The organism is Blautia luti (assembly GCF_033096465.1).
Classification (GTDB): Bacteria; Bacillota; Clostridia; order Lachnospirales; family Lachnospiraceae; genus Blautia_A; species Blautia_A luti.
This window is the reverse complement of record NZ_AP028156.1, coordinates 1533840-1557674: the sequence shown is the minus strand read 5'-3', so window position 1 is coordinate 1557674 and position 23835 is coordinate 1533840. Positions and strand designations below refer to the sequence as shown.

Here is a 23835-nt window from a genome sequence, read left to right as displayed (position 1 = left end):
CCCCCCTTTAATCCTTAAAGTAGTAGCTGCCCTTATATCCGGCAGCATTCAGAGGAAGGTCTTTGCACCACTCCGGGTTAACGGACATCAGCTTGCAGACCTCATCCACCGTGTACCGATCCTTGGGTGCTTCGATGATGACTTCATCGTGAACATGACCTACGATATTCAGGCCATAGCCTTCCATCCGAGCCATTGCTTCTGCCAGAATGTCACGGGCAATCGCCTGTGTCGCATTCTCCACCAGCCGGCCGGAGTAGGTTTCCTGTCTGGCCCATTTGTGGTTCTGCCCCACTCCTTCATAGGTCAGACTCATCCGTCCGAAACGGTTCGGCTGCAGTCTCGGCTTCAGATACGCCAGCTTTCTGCCAGAAGGCAGCAGCATCCAGAGCGTACCGGAATAAAACTCAAATGCCAGCTTGCCGATCTCCTGTCTCTTTCCGGTCTTGAACGCCTGTGTTGCCGCCTTTTCCACATCCCACCAATACTGGACGATCTTCGGATTGGCTTCCCGCCAGGAATCGATGATCTCCGGCAGTTCCTCTTCTTTCAGACCCATCTGCAGAGCACCCATGCTGATGAGTGCGCCGGAAGAACCACCATAACCGCAGGCCAGCTCTGCCACCTTTCCTTTCTGCCGAAGTTCCCCGTTAATGCCGTGCTTCACCACCGGCACATGAAACATCTGGCTGGCAGAGGCACAGTAGATGTCCTTTCCTTCCAGAAAGGCTTCCAGTCTCCAGTCCTCTCCAGCCTCCCATGCAAGCACACGGGCTTCGATGGCGGAGAAGTCGGCCACAATAAACTCACAGCCCTCTTTGGGGATCAGCATGGTTCGGATCAGCTGTGAAAGCACATCCGGGGTGTTGCCGTAGATGGTCTCGACCATATCAAAGCACCCCAGCTTCACAAGTTCCCTCGCCTCATCCAGCGCGGAAATATGGTTCTGTGGCAGATTCTGTAACTGGATATTCCGACCGGAATACCGACCCGTGCGGCTGGCCCCATAGAACTGGAACAGTCCTCTGGCTCTGCCATCTGAGCAGACACAGCGTTCTGCCGCCTGGTATTTCTTCACAGAACTTTTCGCCATCTGAAGCCGGAGCTTCAGCATATCCATTGCCTCGGCATCCACTCCGTTCTTGTCCAGTTCCTCGATCATCTGGGCTACATCCTTTTTGCCAAGTGTATCCATCGGAATGCCACGCTCATCCAGCCATGACTTCAGCTGTGACACAGAGTTGGGGTTCTCAAGCCCGGTCAGTTCGTAGGCTTTCTTACTCATGGCGTCCGAGAGCATCAAATCACAGGCAATGGCCTGCTGCACCAGCTCCGTGTCGATCTTTACGCCCCGGTCATTGATGCGCTCATTGACCCGGTAATGCTTCCATTCCTGCTCCGGCATCGGGAATTTCTTCAACCTCTTGTAAATGTCCACCTCGGTGTTGACATCCTGAATGCAGTAATACTTAAACTTCTCCCAGTCAGCTGGGTAATGCTCCGGAAGATTCCGGGTACGCATCCCATTGCTTTTCGTTGGCCTACAGGGCATGGAAAACATCCTGATCAGCCGCTCACCTTCTTTGTCTTTCTGCTGGCTGGTCTTCAGCACGGTGCCAACATCCTTCAGAGCCATTGGCAGAGTCAGTGATGCCGCCATAACCATCGTGCAGATCCAGCTGTCTGGCGACAGGAACTCTCCGGGTTTCAGATACTGTCCCGGCAGATGTCTTTGCAGATGCACGGAAAAACAGACCCGCTCAAAGGAAGCATTGTGGGCGATCAGGCGCACATTTCCAGACTTGAAATCCTCCAGTAGCTCTTCCGGGAGCGGTTCTCCCGATGCAAGGTCTGCACATCTGGTCTTGCCAAAACCATCCCCTTCATCAGTTGCCCAGGCTACCAGCAGGATCTCAAAGCTGGGATCTGTGGCATAGCGGTACAGGCCGCATTTTCCGATGTCCACCTCGCTGTAGGTCTCAATATCGATCAGCGTTTCTTTCAAATATCTCACCTCTATTCGATGTAAAAAGCCGGAGGACACCCTGACATCCCCCGGCACGGTTACTTATCTGTGTTTCTCTTAGCGAAGGTAATCCGGCAGTTCCTCACCGGCATCGCCACCCAGAACATCCTCATCGTCCAGCGCGTCAAAATCAAACTCTGCCGATGCCTTGCCGGACAGACGATCACCATCCTTGACGAACTGTACGTTTCCCAAACCAGCGGCCACACCGCGGTTGCCGTTGGCGTTAAAAGCGTAGAAGTTCACGCTGACGTTGCAGTAGCAGCCGGAGTAGACCATCATCGGGTCTGTCACAGGCTGGACATGACGGTCTACGACCTGCGGAGCATCCTTGCTGGAAGCATTCACAAAAAAATGCTCCTGGTAATTCTCATCGTCCGGGCGGTCGATGTCGCCGTCACGCAGAGGCAGTTTCAGGGTCGGCGGGATCTTTCCACCCCACTTGCGGGTCTTGCCATCCTCCTTGGCGGCCTCCACTGCCTTGTGGATCGCCAGCAGGGTCTTCTTGTCCTCCTTCGGGATCAGGCAGGAAACGGAATACTTAGCCTCGCCGCCGTTGATGCTCTTCGGTTCAAAGATGTTTGCAAAAGAGATACGGCAGGGAATAACGACCTTAGTTGCACTGGAAATCTTGTTAGCCATAATAAAAATCCTCCATCAATCTGTTTTTGTGTATTGCCGCTGCCCTCAGTCGAGGACAGCAAATTCATCTTCCGCAGTCTGCAGATCGACTGCTTCTCTGGGGTCCGAATCCGGGACAAGTGCCAGCTTACCGGGTGGCTTGACCACATACTCTCCCAGAATCTCCTGGAACTTTTTCTTACCCATGAGCTTTTCAAAGGCTGTCAGGGAAATCAGCTCCGTCTTATAAATATCGGTGTATCCGGCCTTCTCTGCCGCGGCCACCACTGATTTCGTATCAAGGAACTGTCTCTTGCTCCTGCCCTCGACCACCTTATACCCATCCCAGCTGACACCATGATTGATGGCCTCGGAACTGACATAGGCAAAGATAGCTTCGATCCAGGACTCGATACGGTTCAGAGTCGGCAGCATCTTCTCAATATCTGTCTTGGAAAGCAGTGCTGGGGATTTAAAGGTCGGCACGGAGGTATCCGGATCAAAGGATGCTGTCGCATCCGTTTCCTCGGTTTCATCCTCCAGCACACCGGCATCCAGATCCAGAAACTCTTCTTTCACCAGAGCCATTGCTTCATCGGCACAGGCTTTGCAGGAAGTTCTGGCACGGCAGAACCGGCACCAGTCTCCGGGAACCTGCTCGCCTTTTCCTTCAAAGGCCAGCTTTGCCCTCGGTCTGACATAGGTTTCCGCCCAGTCCAGCAGTTCCTCCACACTGCATTCAAACGTTGAGATATTTTCCAGTCTCGGCTGGATAATGGTCATGGATACCTTTTTGATGCTGTACAGATATCCGTAGGCGTGGTAAGCACCCAGGGCATACAGCATCATCTGCGGATTGTGGTCACAGTTTACGAACACGCCCTTGCCGTTCTTGTAGTCCATGACATACAGTGTCCCGTCTGCGATGATCACGCAGTCACCCGTACCAAATCCCTGCGGAACGAGGTAGCTGTAATCCAGCCGTTCCTCCACCATGACTAGCGGATGCGGACAGGTCTCCTTGATACGCTCCACTGTGGAAATGATGAACTCCGCATAGATATCGGTGTTCGCTTCCATCTCTTCATCCTCATACTCGGAGGTTGGACGCTTCACCCGTTCATGCAGATATTTCCGCAGCTTGTACTCGCCCAATGCATGGGCGGCAGTACCCTCCTCGGCATACACCGAGGATTCATTTGGAAAGTTCTGCTCCAGCCTTGCAGATGGCGTACAGTTCAGCCACCTCTTCGAGCTGGAAGCAGAAAGGATTGCATGTACTTCCGGCATGATGACCTCCCTTAAATCTGGGAGACATCTGCCAGAAATGCTTCGTACTTCTCTGCAGGCAGGTCAGACAGCTGGGTCACACCATAAATCTTCAGAAGCTGGCCGATCTTCTCGTTGTTATCACGCTTCTTCTTGATCTTGGCGACAATAACCGCCGTGATCTCGTCCTTGGTGATCGTCACTGCAGACTGTGTTTCATCTTTGGCAGCAGGTGTATCCTTGCCAGCGGTTTTGTCGGACGGTGCTTCTTTCTGGCCGGTATCTTCTTCCCACGGCAGCGCATCCGCATCATCCACCGGATGCTCATCCTCTGCAGTTTCTGAACTCTCGGAGTTCACTGCTTCCTCTGCCTCGCCAGAATCTTCTACCACAGGCACCTCTGCAGCTTCCTCGATGGCCGAAGGAGCCGTCTCTTCCACCTTTTTGGTTTTCTTGACCGGCTTCTTACGGGGATGCACAACTGCCGGGCCTTTCTTTTCTGTTACGGGCAATACTGGCTGTTCTGCCACCGGAAGCTCCAGTTCATCTTCCGTCTTTGCATTTTCTGCCAGCATATCCAGCTGCTCGGATACGCCGGCAAACATCTGTGCCAGACCGTCAAAGACCTCGACCAGACCATCCACAACTTTCTTCGGAGCATTCAAGGCATTCAGTTCGTCCATCATGCGTTTTTCTCCTCTCCGTTTTCTTCCTCATCCCCCCACAGGTCATCCAGATAATCGGCCTGTGCCTTCAGAACTGCCAGAATGACCTTCTCACACAGACCGGTTTCCTTATGGATGCGATCCAGCATCTCATCGAAGTCGATGTCCTCTGCCGAGTCGTCTGCCTCAGCATCCGGCTCCTGACCGAAGCCGTAGTTGTAAGAGGTCATGCGCTCATCCATGTGGAGATGCAGGTTCTCGATGTTAATGGAAAGGAGTGGAGCACCAAGCGGGCGTGCCGGCATCGGCTTGTCCTGCTTCTGAGTTTTCTTTTCTTCCTCTGCCTTGACAGGAAGCGGAACCTTTACCACCTTGGCGTCCTTCAGCATCTCGCCGATCATTTCCTCCAGAGTCATGCTCTTCTCGTTCTTATTCTCCATTGTCTTCCTCACTTTCTGCAGCTTCCTGCTGCCCTTCTGTTTTCTTATCATCCAACGGCACATGGTACTGTTCTGAAATGTTTTTCAAAAGCAGTTCAACCACACGCCCCGGCTCCGGGAGATTCCGGACCTTTTTCTGCAACTCATGGGCTCTCTTGATTTCAGCAGCCATGCCTTCCGACACGGTACTCCCAAACACCCAGAGTTCATCTGCCTCCTCCAGCCATTGCATTCCAAGCTGAATGCCGGTATTTCGTTCCTGCTTTTCTTCATCCTTTAAGAACTGGGTGAAATACAGGTGCGGTGCCAGTGGCAGAAAGCCCAGTGTGGAAAGAATCCGACAGGCCATCTTTGCTCTGCGGATGTTTGCTTCCAGTTCATCTTTTCTGCACTTCTCGTCCTGTGAAGTAGGGCGGTATGGTGAGCAGACGAAGATTTTTCTTGGCAGGTGTCCTTCCTGCGGTGCACCGCCGGGTGGACGGGCCTCCTTCGCATTTTCTAACTGGGCAGTTTTCTTTGCAGCTTCATTCATACTTACTGCACTCATAAGTTCTGACCTCCTGTTCATGTACTTGAGAAGTAACCCTCTCACTATGAACATCTTTTTGAGCCTTTTAACAGACACTTTTCTAAAAACTTTTTTAGAAATTTTTTCTCAGCCTTTTTACCGCCTGATTCATGATCCGGTTAACCGACTGCTGGCAGATGCCAAGTTCTTCTGCAATCTCGTATTGGTTCATACCTTTATAAAAGTAAAGCTGAAGGATCTCCGACTGGCGCTCAGTCAGCTTACTCATGGCTGCATACAAACGGCAAAGTTCCCGGTCTGCCAACATCTCGGCATTGTCCTCATCCAAAAAATCCACCATGACGGCTGCCGACCAGTCGGAACCATCACATTCCAGGGACACATTTTCAGTCTCAGCAGTACGGTTATTCCGATTGTGCTCCATCCGGCGTTCCCCTTCCATGAGCAGACGGACGCTCCACTCGGTCTCCTCAAAAGTCTCAGCCGGCACTACCTGATATGTACCATCTGTAAAGTCATAACGGTAATCACCACAGCGGTCCACTGCAATGATCGTGTGTGCGTCATCCATCTCGTAGACTGCATAACCGTTCTGGTAAACGGTCAGGGAAGCATCATCCACGGTTGTCTGTGCAACAGCCATCGGTTTCATCTCCATCAGTGCCTTGAAACTCGGCAGCTTCTTTTCCACCACTGCGTCAATCTTTTCCTTTAACTCATGTAAGGTGATATGCGCATTCTCTGCGATATCTGCGGCGATATATCCTGCGTCCTGTACCGCTTTCTCCACCATCTGCGGCTGGCGAATCTCCATCACACCAACGCCACCATTGATTGCAACTGCTCCGGTCATCATGTTCATCATCATTGTTTTGTCCTTTCCCCCGGACTCTGAAAGGGAAAGATACCGAAGCAGGATGCTGATGAGGCACTGATCTAACTGGCAGGAGTATAAAACAAAAAAAACCGATTCCAGAGACAGCAGGAATAATCCCAACCGCACACCTCCACAGCCAGCAAACAAATCGCTGTTCTGTGAATTTCTGCTATGGTATCCTTCGCCTGCTCTAGAATCGGGCTTACAATATTTTTTTATTTGTCCGGGGCTTGCCGACAGATGCTTTCATTTGACTCTGTGGGCTTGTCCCTTGGACTGATTATATGATAACAGGATGGCTGAACTTTTCCGATGGTGTGCTTCCCACACTTATGTGGGAAATTTCCCACATTTCATCACAGCCTGAAAAATGGCAAAAAAAATCCGCACAGTCATCTTCACTGTACGGATCACGATGCCATTGATTGTTGTAGGAATAAGGCATCCATCATTTTATCTATCATTTTTTGATTTTCTGAATTTAGTCTTTCATATTTTTCTATATGCTGCTCATTTTTCTCAGGAGGTTCATCCTCCTCATCGAGTAGCTGCTCAGTTGAAACATCCAATGCCTTTGCAAACCGCTTCAGCATCTTAAATCCCATCTCCCCGTTTTGGCCACTCTCATATTTGGAAATCTCGGCGCGATCAATGTCTACAGCTTCGCTTAGTTTGCTCTGCGTCCATTTTTTCAACGCTCGATACTTTTTTATGTTCTGCCCAAGGATATACTCCTCGCTATGTACATCGATCACGCCAGACACCTCCTTCCTCTTTTGTAGGTAATAAAAAAGGACCGAAACACATGAGAACAGGTCGCTGGCACTTACCAAACGCTACACTTGCTTCTCTGATGTGTTTTCGGTCCTTTAAGATTGTATGTTCTTAAAAAGCCGTGTGTATCAGAACAATAACTGTCTTTCAACCCACAAACGAGCGCACTGCGACCTACATATCATTGACTTTGAAATAAGAACCAACCTTATAACTGTGGTTCTATCATCATGAAATTAAATAATCTAAATCAACTCTATGTAAGGTGCTCTTCACACCGCTCGCCGATTCGCTATGCCTCCTACCATGCGAATCAGGCTGAAATCAAATTATCCTTCCGTACACCTCCTATGACAATAAAATTTGCTTCTATTCAACTTATTTATGGCACCACTATTCTTTGTGGTATCTTTTATCATAGCAGATATCGTATCAATCGTAAATGGTTTTTAGCAAATTTTGTCAAAAGATTCAGAAGCAAGTCGTTAATTTGTGCAAAATGCCGATATGTTTTCCCCCCTGAAACGACAAAAGGAGCCGAAGACCATGGTTCTTCAACCACAATCCTCGGCTCCTATTAGCCCTTCATCGAATCCAATTATCCGATGGTTATACTCTTTTTCACTTCATAAACAGCCAGCCTTCCATCGCTGCGCCGTTTTACCTCGGCATTATTGCCCCGGCTGGTAATCTCCCTGATGCTTTTCATAATGATCACATCGTCATTTGTTGTGTTTGCAAAGTTCCCCTGTGTTCTGACATAATCGCTATGTGAATGTTCATGGCGAGCATTGTTATTCGTAGTATTCATTTACCAGTACGCTCCTTTCCTTACACGGTTAGCGGATAATATCTCACTGTCCCAGCCCATTGGCAGTAAAAACCTGCGTTAAAGTTACTTCAATGCCTTTTTCTTGCAGCGCTTTCTGATGTTTTCTGAAAAGTTTTAAGATCATATCCTCTCGATCACTAAGCGTTCCATATCGCATCTTAGCTCTACATATTGGACACAGGCAAGCCCCATTCTCCGCCTGAAAAATTGTTTGGCCAAATTGTGCTCCTACAGAAAATGGAACAATGGGAGCAGTTTCCATATATGGTTTTCCATTAGCATCAATAAACGTCTTGTGTGTCGGATCATTTTCACATTTATAGTTTTCTCTCTGCAAAATTTCTTCCTTCACATCTACAGGAAAATCTGCCGCTCCAGTTAAAATATCATATTGTTGAAAGACCGATAGTTCTTCCCTTTGCTTGTATTTTTCAGGCAAAAGATCAATGCCTTTTACTTCCCATACTAAAGCACAATACTGTTTAAACAACCGAATCAATACGTTTTCCAAGTCACCCGGCCCCGGCAAATTATTTGTACTTGCACCTACTGCGACAATCTCACCTTTTTTCAAAAACTGTGGAAACCAGTCCTTGTTTTCTTTGGCGAAGCTATCAAATGCTTCCGCATCGCTCTCTTCTATCTGCAAAGCGTCTTTATAGGTTGCCCGCAATGCAGACATTCCACCTTCACCGTCTCGCCTATTCAGATAGACTGCTGATAAAAAGAAGTCATTGTCTGGAGATATCCAGAGTCCGAATTCTGGAGTCATATTCTCTCCGCTTGAAGTAGTACGCTGCCAAAATCTGATACTCGTTGCTGTGTTTCCAAATCCTTTCTTAGAATAAGGATCAATGCCAAAATAGGAAGCATTCGCTCTAATGGCATAATCCGAAAGCTTAACACCAAGCATAGATAATATCGACAGTGGCAACTCGTAATTAACAATTGCCGTATGCTCCGGTGAGTCATCAGAGGCATCAAAATATGCTTCCAAAACATCACTCGGTTTACGAATATAAGCGTCTAATTTATAAAATCTGATGTCAGCATCTTCATTTATAAACGGATCTGGTGTATACCCAAGGGCTCTTGCCCAAATTCGAGTGTCTTCTGCTGTAAGTTTCTGTTTTCCTGCTGTAAGTTTACTTGTTTTTGATGGAGACCACCCTGTCAGTTCGGCTAGATCCGCTCCACGCAAACCCTGTTTTTCAGTTTCTTTCCCCAGCAGGACTCTTGTATTTTCCATATTAGATGTATATACAAAGCTGTCTGAAATCAATGATTCCGTTACTCTTTTATGTACATCCCGACTGTTATCCGGTTCAAAGAAAAACATTTTTCTCACCTCCGTCTTAAATACTATCACAATCGCAAGTGTTTTGCAACTATTTTTTCTTGTTCAGAAAATTATTTTTCTTAATTTCAGGTTTAAGAAATTCATTGTCCTGTATTATTTCCAAATCACCCCTTGACTTCTACAACTTTTCATTGTATTATAGGAACAGAAGTTCCCGAACCTTTGTTCTCAGTATAACGGAACAGTTGTTCCTTGTCAAGTAGCTTTACAAATTTTTGTTGTCGAACTGGTAACTTTCCCTCCAGCAGGCAGCAGATTATCCCACATGGAGGCATGACATGAAAGACGAAAAGAACTTTGAAACCGATTTACTCAACACGCAGGATGTTAAAGCAACGGCCGCTGCGACTCTTGCTCCTGATGCAACTAACGGAGATAAAATAAAAGCCCTCCGCACCGCTCAGCACATGAGTATGGCTGAACTGGCACGTCGGGCTTCGATGTCGGATCGTGCGATCCGCTATATTGAATCCAACCAGCGAGAACCAAGCGTAGAAGCAATCCAGAAGATTGCGGCTGCTCTTGGAGTCACTACGGATTATTTTATGGATGAGGCAACCTTCCAGCAAGAGCTGAACGATGACCTCTTCTATGCAGATGTCCGCAAAAAGTATGGTTCCCGCGGCGTTGCACAGGCAAAAAAAATAAAAGAACAGACCACTGCCCTGTTTGCCGGCGGTGAGCTGTCCGAAGAAGATCAGGCTGCTTTTATTAAAGAAATGGAAGCACTTTTCCTCGATGCGAAGGCCGATGCGAAGAAATTTACTCCCAAAAAATATCTGCGGTAAGAACTGATATTACTCCAGAGGAAAGGAGTCTACCTTGAACACACGCGCTATTGATATGGCCGATGCTGTAGTTCGCCGCTACAAGACCCGCGATCCGGAAGAAATCATTTCCCGGAGAGCCATAAAGCTCAAAGACATCCGGTATTGCCACGACCTGCTCGGTTACTACACAGTCATTCTGAACTGTGAGTACATCGGCATCAACACAAATTGTACGAATGCCCAGCGTGTATCCGCAATGGCCCATGAGCTGGGACACGCCCTCTTTGACCGGAAACACGCCAGTTCCGGTCAGGCATTCCAGGACACCTATTTTTATAGTCTGGATAATTCAAAGGCAGAACGGCGAGCCAACACCTTCGCCGCCGAACTGCTGCTGGCAGACGATGCTGTTCTGGAACCGATTGGCTACTATGAATACACTGCCGATCTAAAACAGCTGGAGGCAAATCTGCCTTCCCGCTGTGCCTCTGCTTACCGCGCCATGAAATATCAGGAGCTTTTGCAGGAATTCCAGTACGCACACTCCGGGCTGATCACACTGGACGAGATTGCCCGGATGAACTCTATTGAGAAACACTTTGTGGATTTCAAGCTAAACATCCTCGCAGACAAAGGATACCAGCTTCCGTTTCTTCCTGAACTCCACAATGATTTCCTGAAAGACTCCTTGAAGAATTGCAATGGAAATGAGGTGACGATGGATTGAACTTCTACTACTGCGATGCCTGTCATTACTGCTTTGAAAGCAAGTCACTTCCTGACCGCTGCCCGGACTGCGGTGCAGTGGAACACGATGAAAAGCCAGCTGTACGTCTGGCAACGGAGAACGAAATAACTGAGCTGCTCCGGATACGAGCAGAGGACAAAGACTGATTGACTGCCCCACTGTGTACATATTTCACAGTGAGGCATTTTTCGTTACAAACTATACGTCAAGGGCCTCCAGCATCAGCCGCATCCCGACTTTCATGCCTTCCTCAAAGGCAGTCTTTTCCCAGGCACAGCACACGCTTCCCTGCCTGTCCATAATTTTCTCCCACAGCGGGATATCTCCGCCGTAGTCATCCACCAAGACATCCATTCCAGCTATACCTCTGAGCCAAGTTTCCAGATTTTTCTCTTTTTGCTTGGCCTCCTTGCCGGCCTCGGTGGTCTGCGGTGCTATGGAATTATTCTCCGTGTAATGCTCGTAGATCAAATCCAGCAGATTCTCGACCGGTGGATAGTACTTTGGCGATGCTCCCTCCAAGTATTTTTCCAGTATTTCTTTCAGTTTTTCTATGACGCTACCATCCTTTCCAACCGTAAGCAATTACATTCTGCTCCCCGGTTAGGATGGATATTAGCATCAGGTTTTGCACATAGCAACTTGTTTTTGCAATTAGTTTCAGCTAACCAGTACATCTAAAAATAACCGTGTGAACTTCTGGAGTTCAGTTTGTCCACACGGCACCTATATTACTTCAACTTTTCAAGGATCTCGTCAGCACTCATGCCACCGGCCAATAGTTTCTTAACCACAGCCTCGGCTTCCGCCTTTTTTGCTTCTTCCGCTGCTTTCTGCTCGGCTTTTGCTTTCTTTGCTTCGAGTTTGGCGATTTCCTTTTCGACCTGCTTAATCTCCGCTCTCTGCGGCTTCAGCGATTCACGCATAGACTTGATGTCCGTCTTTAATTCCTCAATCTGAGCGACGGTCTTGGCTACGCCCTCTTCTAAGAGAGCTTTGTCCTTCTGCAGCTTTACAATCTGGGCATCAAAGTCGATTTTTGTGCGGTTTTTGCTTCCTTTGGTTCTGGGCATATAACAACTCTCCGTTCAAAAAATTATCTTTGATTATTAACTGTCCTTGCCACGATTTCTAAATCGCTAATTGTATCTGCATCAATTTTTGCTATCAGCTTTTTGAATTCATCTTCTAGCCTTAATCCAAGGTTATCTACTGAAGAATACGGACCGGCTCCTTGTATTTCACGAATCTGACGGTTCTTTAACAATTCGATATCACTTTCAATTTGTCCTATCTCCAGTGCATAGCGTTCTGATATTTTCATAGCAAACTCCTTCCTTGTTCAAAATATCGTCCTTGTTGCTAGCCACCTTGATGGCATCCTATATTTTTATTAAACCACCATTACTTATCTTTGGCAATAGAGAATGGAAATTTCTCTGCATTCCTGTCTTTCTCCGAAACAATGTACTCCCCGGCAGGCCAGCTCTCGCTTTCCCAGATAAAGTCTGAATCGTACCGCACGGCTCTTGCGGCTTCTGCGCAGAAATCGTTGTCCACGCACCACTGCATCAAGGTATCATCTTCCAATGTCAGGTATCCATGCGCAAAACCTCGTGGTATATACATCTGCTTCCGGTTTTCAAACGACAACACCGCACTGTATGCGTGACCGAAGGTTTCTCCCGGTCGGAGGTCAACTGCTACATTGAAAATCGAACCATGCAGACAGGATACCAGCTTTGCCTGGGCGTGTTCCCCTTCCTGAAAATGCAGACCACGCAGTGTGAACGCTTTTTTGCTGTATCCCTGGTTGATCTGTCGAACATTGAAATTTATAGATTGGTCGTATGGCACAGCCAGATACCCCCGGAAATCCTCAAATGCCGGGACTTTGAGTATTATTGGCTTTGTGTTCATTTTATAAGTCTCCTTTTATTTTCATTTCAAACTATATGTATTATAAGACAACACAAGGTTTCCCCCTGTGTTGTCACAAGACACCCAGACTTGAAAAACTGTGTCCATGCTATTTTTGTAAAAATCTCAACCTGTCCCATGACCTGTCTCGAACACGCAAGTTATCTTCTATTCCCACAACAGCTTACAGTCCGCCACATCCACAAGGCTGTCCATAAACACCTCATGCAGACGCTCTGCCACCTGCTTCTTCGTCACGCCTTTCTTCAGCACGACCTGCAAAAAGCCACCTCCGCCTGCACCGCAGACCAGCCGGCCATCGATCAGCTCCTCGATGCTGCTGAAGATCTGCTCGATCAACGTGTTGCTGCTTCCGGCATCCACCTTCTTACTCAGCTCCCAGTGGTAATCCAGCAGCTTCGCAAAGCCATCCACGTTGCCGCGCTCCAGTTCAAAACGCATCAGCGTCGCCACCTTCTGGATCTCCTCCAGTGCAAACACACTGTCCGGCTCATTGCCGGCATACCGTCCAATCACGTCACGGAGCAGGTTTCTTGCCAGCCTGCGCTGACCGGTGTAGATCAGACAGAAACGCTCGTCCAGTTCCTTTTTTGCTTCCTCCGGAATCTCCACATGTACCACCTTCAGCTTCTGGTCGATCCCCGGCATGGAAGTGATGTACTTCAGTCCCGGTGTAACGCCGCCCACCTGATCCTGCCAGCCGCCTCCGGTAGACATGATCTGCTCCATGGCCAGTACATGGGAATACAGATCTTCCTCTGTATATCCGATCCCCATGAATTCAAACACCGCCTTCACACAGGCAGCGGAAAGGATCGATGAGGTTCCAAGGCCGGAACCCTTCGGCACGTTTGTCACTTCTGAATGCATGACAAAGCCGCCGCCCAGGCGCTCCAGTATCTCTTTCAGGCTGTGCCCTTCCATCGGGATGATGCCGCAGGCAAGCAGACATGCCTTCTGCAGGGCAAAGGGATCAAACGGATCCCCGGTGCGCTGCAGCTCACCGATCTCATCAAACTCCCCGTGTACATCCATATCTCGGCTGTCAAAGACCACCTTCGGCTCATCGATGCGTTCCAGCTTCACCACCACCGGCTTCTCACTGTTCAACAGGATCGCCGCATTCAGCACCGTACCGCCATGCTCATTGCAGTACGGAGGGGTATCGCTCCATCCGCCGCCCCAGTTCACACGCAGCGGCAGTTCCACGGTATGGGTATCCTTCACGATGTGTGCCGTTTCATTGTAGCTGAGACTGCGCACCGTAGCCTCCAGCACTTCAGACTGGATGGTTCCAAAGCACTTCTGCACCTCGTTCTCATCCTCCAGCACCACACCAAGGTAATAATGCAGGCGGAGCTTCTCACTGAAATCTGCCCTTGCAAGGCGTTTTTCCAGCCAGTGTCTCTGGATCTTCGTCAGTGCCTTACGCTTCGGAAGCGTCTGTGCCGGTACCCGTCCGCGGATTGCTTTTGCCAGTTCATCCATCCGCACAAGGTCTGCCATACGGCGGTTCCATGCGATGATGGCATCCGGGTCAGCCGCATTAAAACCGGAACACAGCGACTTGCGCGGACTCTCTTTCCAGTCCTCCAGCCTGCCTTCCCCGGTCACAAGCGCATACAGGTTCAATGCCGCCGCTACCGCTTCCCTCACGGTGTCCTTCTCCGGATAAAGCTCTGCCGTCCAGAGGGTATGGTTTCCGCCATCCCAGAGATCCGTACCGAGCTTTTCTGCCACCTCATTCAGATCCCTGCCAAACAGCCGGTTTTCCTTCGGATTATCCTGCACGCCAAAGATCCGCACGACGAATTTCCCGTCACGCTGCTTCAGCCCATGCAGGACCACACCGTCCGGGATCACCTCATCGTGGATATCCACAAAGGAAAGGACACAGTTGTTTCCCACCTTTGCACAGCTGTGGACATAGGATACCTCCAGATAGCAGTCCTTCCCAATGGAGGCACGGCTGCTCAGCACGCTGTTATACCCGGCTGTGCTGCCGCTGATGCTGCTTGCCACACGGCTGCTCCAGCCAAGGCTGGCATACTCCTCCACGCCGCCGCACATCAGTGCAAGAATCTCCCTTGTCGTGCCAAAGTGGATAAACTTCGCCGGGGCCAGACGCAGCAGCTTCATCCGGTAAGGACGAAGCACCTTCCATACCTGTTCCCTCGCTTCTGTCAGCTCCTCACAGAATTCCCCTTCCGGCTTTTCCAGATAAAACTGCTCCAGCGTAGAATCTTCCGCTAACGGATAGAGAAAATCCGCATACAGGGACAGACGCACCGTCCCGTTGACATACCGGTCATATCCTTCCTCTGTCCCGATCAGGGAATACAGCGAATCCATCATGGCGGTGCTGAAGATCAGCGCACCGGTGTCAATGTCCACACAGCCTGCCTCATTCACCGCACCGGCCTTTCGCAGTTCCTCCTCTGACTTCTTCTGAAGGCAGCATTTCACGTTGCCGCCTTCCCCGTTCACATACACACCATGGTTCTTTCCGACTTCCACACGCTCCTTAAAGGAGACTGCCGCCGCACCGACATTATTATAGTCGATCTGCAGCGGATTAAACAGAAGCAGCACATCCCCGGACAGCAGCACCATCCCCTCACGAATCCGGGACGGGACCGAACTCATGCAGATCATGAATTCATCGAAAAGCGTAGAGCTGCGTCCATCTGGCAGCTGGTGTGGCACCGGCGAGAACAGTTTTCCCAGTGCGGAATACTGCGGCACACGTTTGCTGTCACCACCGGAATGGATGACCAGAACGCGCAGCTTCCGGAAGTCTCCCTCCTGCTCATGGAGATACTTTAACACCTCCAGCGTCGCACCGCCGGAACCCACACGCTCGCCATCCCGGTCCGGAATCGCTGCAAACCTTGTCCCTGCCGGAAGATACTCCTTCCGCTCTTCGATCTGCCTGCGGAATCCTTCTGCCTGCTGGTCATTGGATGCCGTCAGGATCACATAATCCCATCTGGGGAAATTTTTCAGTTTCACGGAACGGTTATAATCATCCCAGCAGTCCTGATATGCCTGGGATAAAAACATTGAATATAAGCTCTTCATATTTTCTTCTCTCCTCTTTTTTCAGAATTTCCAGCCATCCTGCCGGTTTCTGTGTCTTTCCCTTTTCTTTCTCCTGTCTCAGCGCCCTGCCTCGCCCCACTTCTCACGGAACTCCGACGGTGTGATGCCCTCGACCTGCCTGAAGATGCGGCTGAAATAATGCGGTGCGCCAAGACCGCACCGGTAGCCGATATCTTCCAGCTTCTTATCCGTAAAGCGCAGCATCTGCTTGGCCTTTGTGATACGGAGGTTCCGGACATAGGCATGGATACTGACCCCGAACTGCTCCTTGAATACACGGGAAAGATGGAACTTGCTGATAAAAAAACGGTCTGCCAGCTCATCCAGCACGATCTTCTCCGTATAGTGCACTTCCAGGTAGTTCCGGACCGGCAACAGGTTCTGCTTTTTCCGTGCCCGGTCCGGATGCTCTGCCGGATGCCACGACTCGTTCATGAGAAATACCAGCAGTTCATTCAAGCCGCTGTTGATCCGCATATCCCGGATATAGTCATCTGAAGCTGCAAGATCAAACAGTGACTGGTGAAGTGACTGGAAGCCGGCAAAGTTATCCGGTTTGAATACCGGCCGTCCTCCGCGCTCCTGATATTTCTGATAAACAGTCTGCATGGTCACACCGGAAAAATGGATCCACGACAGAGACCATAGGTCTGTATCCGTACTGTGCGAGTACGGCAACTGACAGTCAATGAACACGCAGTCCCCCTTCCCCAGCTTATGACGTTTCCCCCGATATTCCAGTTCACCGGAACCAGAATCAACACAGAAAAACAGGTATGACGACAGGCGGGTGCGGGAGGAAGTATGCGGCTTCTTTGCCTGCAGGCTTCCGATCTCCTGCAGGTATAAAAGGGCAGTCTTTGCAAAAGATGTCGGAGTGTAAAGAATGCGGTCTGAAAAAACAACAGGGGAGGTGTCCAGAGAATCATGTAAAAATAAGTCCTTCATAGCCAGATACCTCCCCTTTTAGCTTTTTCTGTCATATTTTTTGCATACGTCGCCCCGGAGAAAAAACGGATGCAGATAGTTTCGTTCTAACCGGCATACTTCAAAAAAAGCACAGCGATTTCTCGCTGTGCCTCAATGTCACCACTGTTTCCGATATTCTCTTGGACTGATTCCCTCTACTTTTCGGAACATCCGACTAAAATAGTTTGCATCTCCCATACCGACCGCAACACCAACTTCATCCACAGTCATATCTGTGAAGCGAAGCAGCTGCTTGGCTCTGGTGATCCGCTTTGAGATCAGATAGTTATTGACTGTTGTTCCGTAAGTCTCTTTGAAGATTTTGGACAGATAAAACTTGTTAATAAAGAACTTTTCTGCCAACTCTTCCAGCATAATTTTCTCCGTATAATGTTCGTCCAGATACTCCTTCACGGCTGCCAGTTCCATTCTCTTCCGGCTCACCGTCACGCTCTCTGGATGCCAGGACTGTTCCATCAGTAAAGTGAGTAAAGTCCCCAGTTTCTCATTAATTCGCATATCCCGGATATAATCGGAAGATGATGCCAGATTGTAGAGGTCACTGAGCAGACTGGTAAACGAAGCTATGTCATCCGGATGGAACACAGGCCGACCGCCTCGCTCTTTGTACTTCTCATATACAGCCGGAAGGGACGGTGCATAGAAATGGCACCATTGGAGAGACCAGAGATTGTCAGAAGTCGAATGGCTATATGCTTTCCGACAATCAATGAACACGCAGTCTCCCTTGCCTAGCTGATAAGTCTGCTCCTCGTAGGAAAGTTCTCCCTCGCCAGACAAAACAATAAAGCAAAGAAACGACACCAAATCCTCTCTCTGGGATACATGTGGGTGAACAGCCTGCAAAGAGCCAACCTCCTGCAGATGGAGCAAGGATGTTCTTGCAAAGGTTGATGGGGTGTAAATGATTCGGGAGGAACTTACGGAAGAAGACTGTGGATTGAATAGTTCTTGATCCATAAGCTGCTCCTTTCTCACAAAACCCGAAAATACTCTTAGTTTGAAGATTTCAGCTTTTCTATGTATTTTCTGAATTCTGCTTTCGTTTTGTAGTACTTCCTTGAACGTACATCATGTCTTATAATGCTTTTTCTCCACTATTAAGTCTATCTCTAAGAATTGTAGATGAAATTCCATCTGTATGATCCAAATATACTACCGTACATCCAATTTCAGACAGTTCCTTTTCATATTTGTTCCACGATTCTGTTCCTTTCCAATCAGAGCCAACAAACACAGCATCTGCATGGTATTTTTTTACAGCAGCAACTTTGTCCATATCATTTTGTGGAACTACTTCATCCACACACTTTAATTCCCTAACGATTGCCATTCGTTCGGTTTCACATATAATAGGAAGTTTCTTTTTTCTAGCATAACAAAGCTCATCTGTTGTTACTCCTACTATTAAATATTCGCATTGCTCCTTTGCCCTTTTTAATATGTTTAAATGTCCAATATGAAACATATCATACACACCTGTCGTATACCCTATTTTATACTTTTTCATTATTCTCATCCTTTTTTCTTTCTCATCTGTGGAATTACTCTTCGGACTAATGCTTTAAAATCTTTAGTCCAACCAAATTCAATCAAGAAAATCAAATTAGCTGTAATACAGATAGCAATTCCTTTTACAAAAAATCCCAACCAGCCGTTTATACTAATCTTATTTATTAACCATATTTGAAAAAGTCCATTAATTACTACGCCCAAGGATTCCATTATATACTTTATATAATATTCAACTGGTGCCTTTCCAAAATTATTTTTATAGACAAGCCACGGATCAACTATTGTAGTTGTACATAGTCTTGATATGCCTGTCGCAATAAATATTCCCGTCAATCCAATGAGTTTTCCCCACCATATTGATAAAATAATATTTATTATAGCCGATATTAATGGCACCCATCGACTTTGAACAAATAACCCCTGTGTTGTTCTAAATGTATAAGCAGCATATTGCACGCCATTGATATATAGACTGAATAGAATAGCAAACACTACTGATTGTTCTAACAAATAATTTTTGCCAATCCATAACTCAACAAAATCATTGGCCAGTACAAAAAAGCCAATAGCTATAAACCCATATAACCATACACACAATAATAAAAGTTGGTGCATGACATCTCTCATTTGTGTCTTGCTGCCTTTAACCGAAAGGTTCCCAACACTTGCTGTTAAAGATGTAATTGCACTCCCCACAACATTGGTTACATTATTCATAAGCATCGTATAATTTGATGCTATTCCAACTGTTCCAACATTAATAATTGCAGATATTATAATATTGTCTGTTCCATTAAGGACGACAGATCCAATCTTATACACAAACAATGCTTTTACATTTGCAAATATTTGCTTTGTTTCATTCTCGCTAAGTTCAGCATCATTTTTTTCCGTTATAAACGGATACATTTTATCCGCCTTAATTGATAATGCAATATTTTGTCCCAATGTGCACACTATATAAATTATCAAATATGTAAGATACTGATGCGTGAAAAAGAGAAAAACACTCTGCAAAACAATCTGAACAAACTGGAAAATTCTTGTGTATATCTGTACAATATAATCCTTCTGGTTAGCTGTAATAAGAGTTTTTTTGTAGCTGCAAAAATACGAAGCTGAAGTATTTATCAAAAAAAGTACATATACTAAAGTCAAATTTTCTTTAACATCTGGCTTTTCTCTAATGATATACGGTAAAAAAGGAATAACACACAGTCCCATTACCAGCACAGAAATTCCTATAAAACAATAAGCTCTTTTATATAATTTCATTAAGGCTTGTATTTTTGTTTTATCCTTATCGGCAATCGGTTTATAAAGGCTAAAAACAATTGCGCTACCTATTCCAAGTTCGGCAAAAGATAAAACCGTCAAAATATTTGTATATAGGCTATTAACGCCCAAATAATCTGAATTGAGCAAATAAATAAAAATGGTTCTGCTTATAAAGCCCAATACCACATTTACAATCTGCATAGCTGAACCAGTCAATGCATTTATCATTGCATTTCCTGTTCTTGAATGTTTATCCATCGCCAACCTCCTTAGTTGCAATAGACAGTCCTGCAATAACCGCTAAGGCCAAATACATATATGCATTAAACGACACTTCAACAATTGAGCAAATAAACAGTGTTGTAATTAGCACAACAAATGAATATGCTTTTTCTTTAACACTTCGAGATGTCTTCCCCAGTCTATAAAAGGTTATAACTACTAACGCAATAAATGCGCACAAGCCAATTGCTCCATAATCAATAAGAAACTTAATCGTTCCATTCTGAGCATTACCAAAACCGACAATTTTCTCAACAATAGTGTTTTGATGTCCATATCCCCAAATTGGATTTTTCAAAATTATTTCAGTTAAATAGGCATATATTCTCGTTCTTCCAGTCAAAGAACTATCCTCACCCAATATTTTTGTTATAAAATATTGAATAGAAGGAATCTGCAAGACCGTATTTAGTGAAACATATATTAATGTAATTCCGCCCCATAAAATAGCAATAAACTTTACACCACTAATTCGCTCTATCAAGATATCTTTTATCATCAACATTCCCCAAACCACTAAAACTGCAACAACTCCAGTCGAGCAATCTACTATTTGAGAAATAATAATTGAATATATAGCCAATCCTGAAAGTTTAACTTTTTTTAGTCTTCTAATTTTTGAATACAACAGCACTATCACCAAACAGTGCAGATATACAACTCTAAATTTACTTCCAATTAAATAATACGTTCCATAAAATTTGATTCCTAAGATGCAAAGCATATCATTCAAAATCATTATGCTTAAAAAGAATGATCTTAAAATATCTAAAAGCCTACTGTATGATTCTTTTTTTATATAGTCAGCAATTATGTAGAATGCATCTACAATCATTAACCCATATATCATTGTAAAAAAGAGAATCCTACTACCATATCCATAGTTGATATATGTTGAAAAAAGAATAGCTATCGGAAACATAAACACATACCACATAGAGCGAAACTGGCCGCCAATTTTGATAACATATATAAATAATACTAAGGCCAAAATATATGACGCATAATTGTAAAATTTTACCGGAAACAGGAAAATTTCAAATAGCATCAACAATAAAATTACTATCATTATAGAGGACTTTCTTATTTTCATTTCTTAGCATCCTCCATTCTGTATGATTCAAAACGATATATACTCCGGTGCATGGTTAACCCTTTTCTCTTTTTCTGGCAATTCCATATAATTCGTTCCAAAAATTTGTTTCAGAACAAAATCATAATCATTTGGGACAAAAAATCTATGTCCCTCAAACTCCAATTCTTTTAACGGATAATATTTTTCTTTTAATATTGTCTGCTTTTTATAGTTGTAATTTGACCCCACATTAAAATAATATTTTGCATTTCTATTTTTGTGCGATACAATTTTCTGCCCTAAACGCATCCATTTATTAATGCTCATTACCCTAGATAATTTTGTCAAAATTTTAATTTGCAAAGGCACATCCCCAGCTATTACCCCTCTTCGGCAATACATAACATACTGGATTTTTCGTGCGGTCTTAATTCTGACTTTCTGCAAGAAATCATTCGGCTTATTTCCATCATCTAGTGGAAATACATCTATAAATATACCTTTATTTGTTTGTATATTCTTTAACCTGCTTTCAGCAAAGACCGTCCCATTTTTTCTCACTTTTCCAAATAATAACCAATAATCAGCATCATTCTCTACACATTGAAAATGATATTGACTTCCCAATGCCTTACTGGATATTTCTACAAATTTTTGATAATCAGCTCTCGGCATCGCTATATCAAGATCATCATCCCAAGGTATAAATCCTTGATGCCTTACTGCTCCAAGTAAGGTTCCACCGACTAAAAAATATTTAATATTATTTTTTCTACAGATATCGTCGACTTTCAAAAGTATTTCCAATTCAGTCATCTGCAGTTTTCTCAACATATCCCCTGAAATCATTTTATCTCCTCGAATAAATTGTCATCATAAATGTTTTTAGTAAACAATTCCTTATGTTGTGCTATCCATTCTTCATTTTTATCCCACCATTGAAACTTATCAAGCTTTTGAATCAACTCTTCCCTGAATCTATACTTTATTATTTTGGCGGGGACTCCTGCAACTATAGAATAGGCCGGAACGTCTTTAGTAACTACTGCCCCAGCTGCAACAATTGCACCATTTCCCACTTTGACTCCTTGCATAATAACAGCACCATGACCAATCCAAATGTCATTGTTTAATATTGTTGGCTTAACTTTTGGAAACTCATTCTGCAATTTTTCCTTTAATACGCGTGTGCAAATAGGATATGTCGATAATCTATTTATGTAATGTTCCCCAGGTCCAATACAAACATTGTGTCCCATTGAGCAGTATTTCCCAATTCTTACTCCAGGATAAAGATAACCACTATTTATATACGTGTAGTCTTTAATTTCTACATCTCTATCTATAAATGTGACATTTTCACCTAACATCACACCTACACCTATTTTTTTCTTCAGAATGTCAATCGGTATGTTTATGCAACCAATTTCTTGTTTCTTTTTCTTCGCATAATAATCTACAATTATTCTACGCATCATCTTCGGTATTCTCATTTTTTATTTTCCTATATATTTCAATTAATTCTCTTCCATTAATTATTGGGTCGTGAGTTTGTAGCGCATGTTCTCTCGCTTTCGCTCCAATTAACGTCGCATCAGCCTTCATTGAAAAGATTTTATCCACATAATAAGCAATCATATAAGGAGCATCTGTCTGATAAATAAATCCCTCTTCTTCATGTTTTATCATATTCTTTACTCCCCCAACATCAGAGGTTATGCAAGGAACACCTAATATCATTGCCTCACCAACAGAATTTGGCGAATTTTCAATTACAGACGAACTGACAAAAACATTAGATGCTAAAAATCTACTCTTCATCTCCTTTTCAACGAGCGGACCAGTGAAAACCACATTCTCGCATAAACCTTGATTTTGTATAAGTTTCTTTAAATATTTTCCGTATGAGCTTATTTTATATATGGGAAATGCACTGATATTAGCACCCGCAACATACAGCTTTACATCTGGATACTTTTTCTTAATCAGCGGCATTGCCCTCAGCATAATATGAAGTCCTTTTATAGGAGTTGTTGCTTGACTAATAAAAATGCTATGTTTCTCACAATTATCAAAACTCCATTTTCCATCATAAAATGATTTACGCAAAACTTCATTGTTGTGATAGTATTGAGCATTTGGTGCCATCTGCATCGTACATGCCCTGTCCCAATCTGTTCTTCCTATTACATTTGGAATTAACGATAAAGCCTTTTCTTCATATTCCCCTCTGGATTTTAGCTTCTTCGCAGCTTTACTTTGGTTTTCATTTTTTAACCAATCTCTAATTGTTCTTCCATACACAACTTCCACTGGAAGTGAATTAAGGTAGTGCTGCGAATATATGGATACCAATCCTTGTATGGAAACAACTAATTTTTGTCTGATTTTCTTATCCATACACGCTTCAACCATAGAATAGCAATGCGGAAATTCTGTCCCCATTAAATGGATGATATCTGGAGCAACATTATCAATTATGTCGCCAAATACTTTTTTTAGATCAGGATCATATTTTATCGAGTTTTCTTTCTGTGGATAACCAATATATTCTACATTTGTATTCGTATCATATTGAACTTCTTTTGTTCTTTTCTGTGGATAACATATTGCTAAATGAATGCTATTAAATTCTACAAGTGCATTTAACATCCCTGATATCCATCCCTCATTTACATTTACAGCAGTTCCTTTTGCAATTGTAGGAAGGGCAAAATTTATCAGCCACATAACCTTCATAT

26 protein-coding genes are annotated in these 23835 nt (G+C 45.2%); 3 read left to right on the top strand and 23 right to left on the bottom strand.

Translation table 11 applies throughout. The features are described 5' to 3' along the window. Positions 1–7 precede the first annotated feature (7 nt). The 10 genes from R8695_RS07295 to R8695_RS07250 form a co-directional block, all read right to left on the bottom strand. Positions 8–2014, bottom strand: a complete 2007-nt coding sequence (locus R8695_RS07295; RefSeq protein ID WP_308418810.1) for a DNA polymerase — start codon at positions 2012–2014, stop codon at positions 8–10. Positions 2015–2083: 69 nt separating this feature from the next. Further along, on the bottom strand, positions 2084–2668 hold the full coding sequence (locus R8695_RS07290) for a DUF2815 family protein (protein WP_154779938.1): 585 nt from the start codon (positions 2666–2668) through the stop codon (positions 2084–2086). A 45-nt stretch (positions 2669–2713) separates the two neighbouring features. Beyond that, positions 2714–3937, bottom strand: coding sequence for a DUF2800 domain-containing protein (locus R8695_RS07285; RefSeq protein ID WP_154779939.1), 1224 nt, complete (start codon positions 3935–3937; stop codon positions 2714–2716). An 11-nt stretch (positions 3938–3948) separates the two neighbouring features. Then, the gene (locus tag R8695_RS07280; protein WP_154779940.1) at positions 3949–4602 is read right to left on the bottom strand and encodes a hypothetical protein; all 654 of its coding nucleotides are present in this window, start codon (positions 4600–4602) and stop codon (positions 3949–3951) included. Continuing rightward, a complete protein-coding gene (locus R8695_RS07275) occupies positions 4599–5021 on the bottom strand; it encodes a hypothetical protein (protein WP_154779941.1) in 423 nt (140 codons plus the stop codon). Before R8695_RS07275 ends, R8695_RS07280 begins: the two co-directional genes overlap by 4 nt. Beyond that, entirely contained in the window at positions 5011–5568 is a 558-nt protein-coding gene (locus R8695_RS07270; RefSeq protein ID WP_154779942.1) for a DUF7768 domain-containing protein, read from the bottom strand. Before R8695_RS07270 ends, R8695_RS07275 begins: the two co-directional genes overlap by 11 nt. Before the next feature lie 94 nt (positions 5569–5662). Further along, positions 5663–6418 (bottom strand): sigma-70 family RNA polymerase sigma factor, encoded by a 756-nt coding sequence (locus R8695_RS07265; protein WP_154779943.1) that lies wholly within the window; start codon positions 6416–6418, stop codon positions 5663–5665. A 419-nt stretch (positions 6419–6837) separates the two neighbouring features. After that, a complete protein-coding gene (locus R8695_RS07260; RefSeq protein ID WP_167515454.1) occupies positions 6838–7182 on the bottom strand; it encodes a helix-turn-helix domain-containing protein in 345 nt (114 codons plus the stop codon). Positions 7183–7799: 617 nt separating this feature from the next. Then, a complete protein-coding gene (locus tag R8695_RS07255) occupies positions 7800–8012 on the bottom strand; it encodes a hypothetical protein (protein ID WP_154779945.1) in 213 nt (70 codons plus the stop codon). 43 nt (positions 8013–8055) lie between these two features. Then, positions 8056–9372, bottom strand: coding sequence for a helix-turn-helix domain-containing protein (locus R8695_RS07250; RefSeq protein WP_154779946.1), 1317 nt, complete (start codon positions 9370–9372; stop codon positions 8056–8058). A 299-nt stretch (positions 9373–9671) separates the two neighbouring features. Between R8695_RS07250 and R8695_RS07245 the strand changes: the two genes are divergently transcribed. The 3 genes from R8695_RS07245 to R8695_RS07235 are packed head-to-tail and all read left to right on the top strand — an operon-like array spanning position 9672 to position 11057. After that, the gene (locus R8695_RS07245) at positions 9672–10181 is read left to right on the top strand and encodes a helix-turn-helix domain-containing protein (protein WP_154779947.1); all 510 of its coding nucleotides are present in this window, start codon (positions 9672–9674) and stop codon (positions 10179–10181) included. A gap of 34 nt (positions 10182–10215) precedes the next feature. Then, entirely contained in the window at positions 10216–10890 is a 675-nt protein-coding gene (locus R8695_RS07240) for an ImmA/IrrE family metallo-endopeptidase (RefSeq protein WP_154779948.1), read from the top strand. After that, positions 10887–11057 (top strand): hypothetical protein, encoded by a 171-nt coding sequence (locus R8695_RS07235; protein ID WP_167515455.1) that lies wholly within the window; start codon positions 10887–10889, stop codon positions 11055–11057. Before R8695_RS07240 ends, R8695_RS07235 begins: the two co-directional genes overlap by 4 nt. Positions 11058–11109: 52 nt before the next feature. On the opposite strand, the gene R8695_RS07230 is transcribed toward R8695_RS07235, so the two are convergent. From R8695_RS07230 to R8695_RS07170, 13 genes are all read right to left on the bottom strand, one after another. Next, positions 11110–11496: a hypothetical protein gene (locus tag R8695_RS07230; RefSeq protein WP_118578330.1), complete on the bottom strand. Its 387-nt coding sequence runs from the start codon at positions 11494–11496 to the stop codon at positions 11110–11112. A 146-nt stretch (positions 11497–11642) separates the two neighbouring features. Beyond that, the gene (locus R8695_RS07225) at positions 11643–11984 is read right to left on the bottom strand and encodes a hypothetical protein (protein WP_154779949.1); all 342 of its coding nucleotides are present in this window, start codon (positions 11982–11984) and stop codon (positions 11643–11645) included. A 23-nt stretch (positions 11985–12007) separates the two neighbouring features. After that, positions 12008–12235, bottom strand: a complete 228-nt coding sequence (locus tag R8695_RS07220) for a hypothetical protein (protein WP_118578332.1) — start codon at positions 12233–12235, stop codon at positions 12008–12010. An 80-nt stretch (positions 12236–12315) separates the two neighbouring features. Then, positions 12316–12831 carry a dTDP-4-dehydrorhamnose 3,5-epimerase family protein gene (locus R8695_RS07215; protein ID WP_154779950.1) on the bottom strand — a complete coding sequence of 172 codons (516 nt, stop codon included), beginning with the start codon at positions 12829–12831 and terminating at the stop codon, positions 12316–12318. A gap of 168 nt (positions 12832–12999) precedes the next feature. After that, on the bottom strand, positions 13000–15933 hold the full coding sequence (locus tag R8695_RS07210) for a fucose pyrophosphorylase domain-containing protein (protein ID WP_154779951.1): 2934 nt from the start codon (positions 15931–15933) through the stop codon (positions 13000–13002). 78 nt (positions 15934–16011) lie between these two features. Beyond that, on the bottom strand, positions 16012–16902 hold the full coding sequence (locus tag R8695_RS07205; RefSeq protein ID WP_154779952.1) for a helix-turn-helix domain-containing protein: 891 nt from the start codon (positions 16900–16902) through the stop codon (positions 16012–16014). A gap of 138 nt (positions 16903–17040) precedes the next feature. Next, on the bottom strand, positions 17041–17904 hold the full coding sequence (locus tag R8695_RS07200) for an AraC family transcriptional regulator (protein ID WP_154779953.1): 864 nt from the start codon (positions 17902–17904) through the stop codon (positions 17041–17043). Between the two features lie 118 nt (positions 17905–18022). Then, on the bottom strand, positions 18023–18454 hold the full coding sequence (locus R8695_RS07195) for an FAD synthase family protein (RefSeq protein ID WP_154779954.1): 432 nt from the start codon (positions 18452–18454) through the stop codon (positions 18023–18025). A gap of 5 nt (positions 18455–18459) precedes the next feature. After that, positions 18460–19995: a lipopolysaccharide biosynthesis protein gene (locus R8695_RS07190; RefSeq protein WP_154779955.1), complete on the bottom strand. Its 1536-nt coding sequence runs from the start codon at positions 19993–19995 to the stop codon at positions 18460–18462. Beyond that, entirely contained in the window at positions 19988–21112 is a 1125-nt protein-coding gene (locus tag R8695_RS07185; RefSeq protein WP_154779956.1) for an O-antigen ligase family protein, read from the bottom strand. The genes R8695_RS07190 and R8695_RS07185 overlap by 8 nt, the downstream gene beginning before the upstream one ends. Before the next feature lie 27 nt (positions 21113–21139). Next, positions 21140–21943 carry a LicD family protein gene (locus R8695_RS07180; protein ID WP_154779957.1) on the bottom strand — a complete coding sequence of 268 codons (804 nt, stop codon included), beginning with the start codon at positions 21941–21943 and terminating at the stop codon, positions 21140–21142. Continuing rightward, the gene (locus R8695_RS07175) at positions 21940–22587 is read right to left on the bottom strand and encodes a CatB-related O-acetyltransferase (protein WP_154779958.1); all 648 of its coding nucleotides are present in this window, start codon (positions 22585–22587) and stop codon (positions 21940–21942) included. The genes R8695_RS07180 and R8695_RS07175 overlap by 4 nt, the downstream gene beginning before the upstream one ends. Continuing rightward, positions 22562–23833 carry a glycosyltransferase family 4 protein gene (locus R8695_RS07170; RefSeq protein WP_154779959.1) on the bottom strand — a complete coding sequence of 424 codons (1272 nt, stop codon included), beginning with the start codon at positions 23831–23833 and terminating at the stop codon, positions 22562–22564. The genes R8695_RS07175 and R8695_RS07170 overlap by 26 nt, the downstream gene beginning before the upstream one ends. Between the last annotated feature and the right edge of the window lie 2 nt (positions 23834–23835).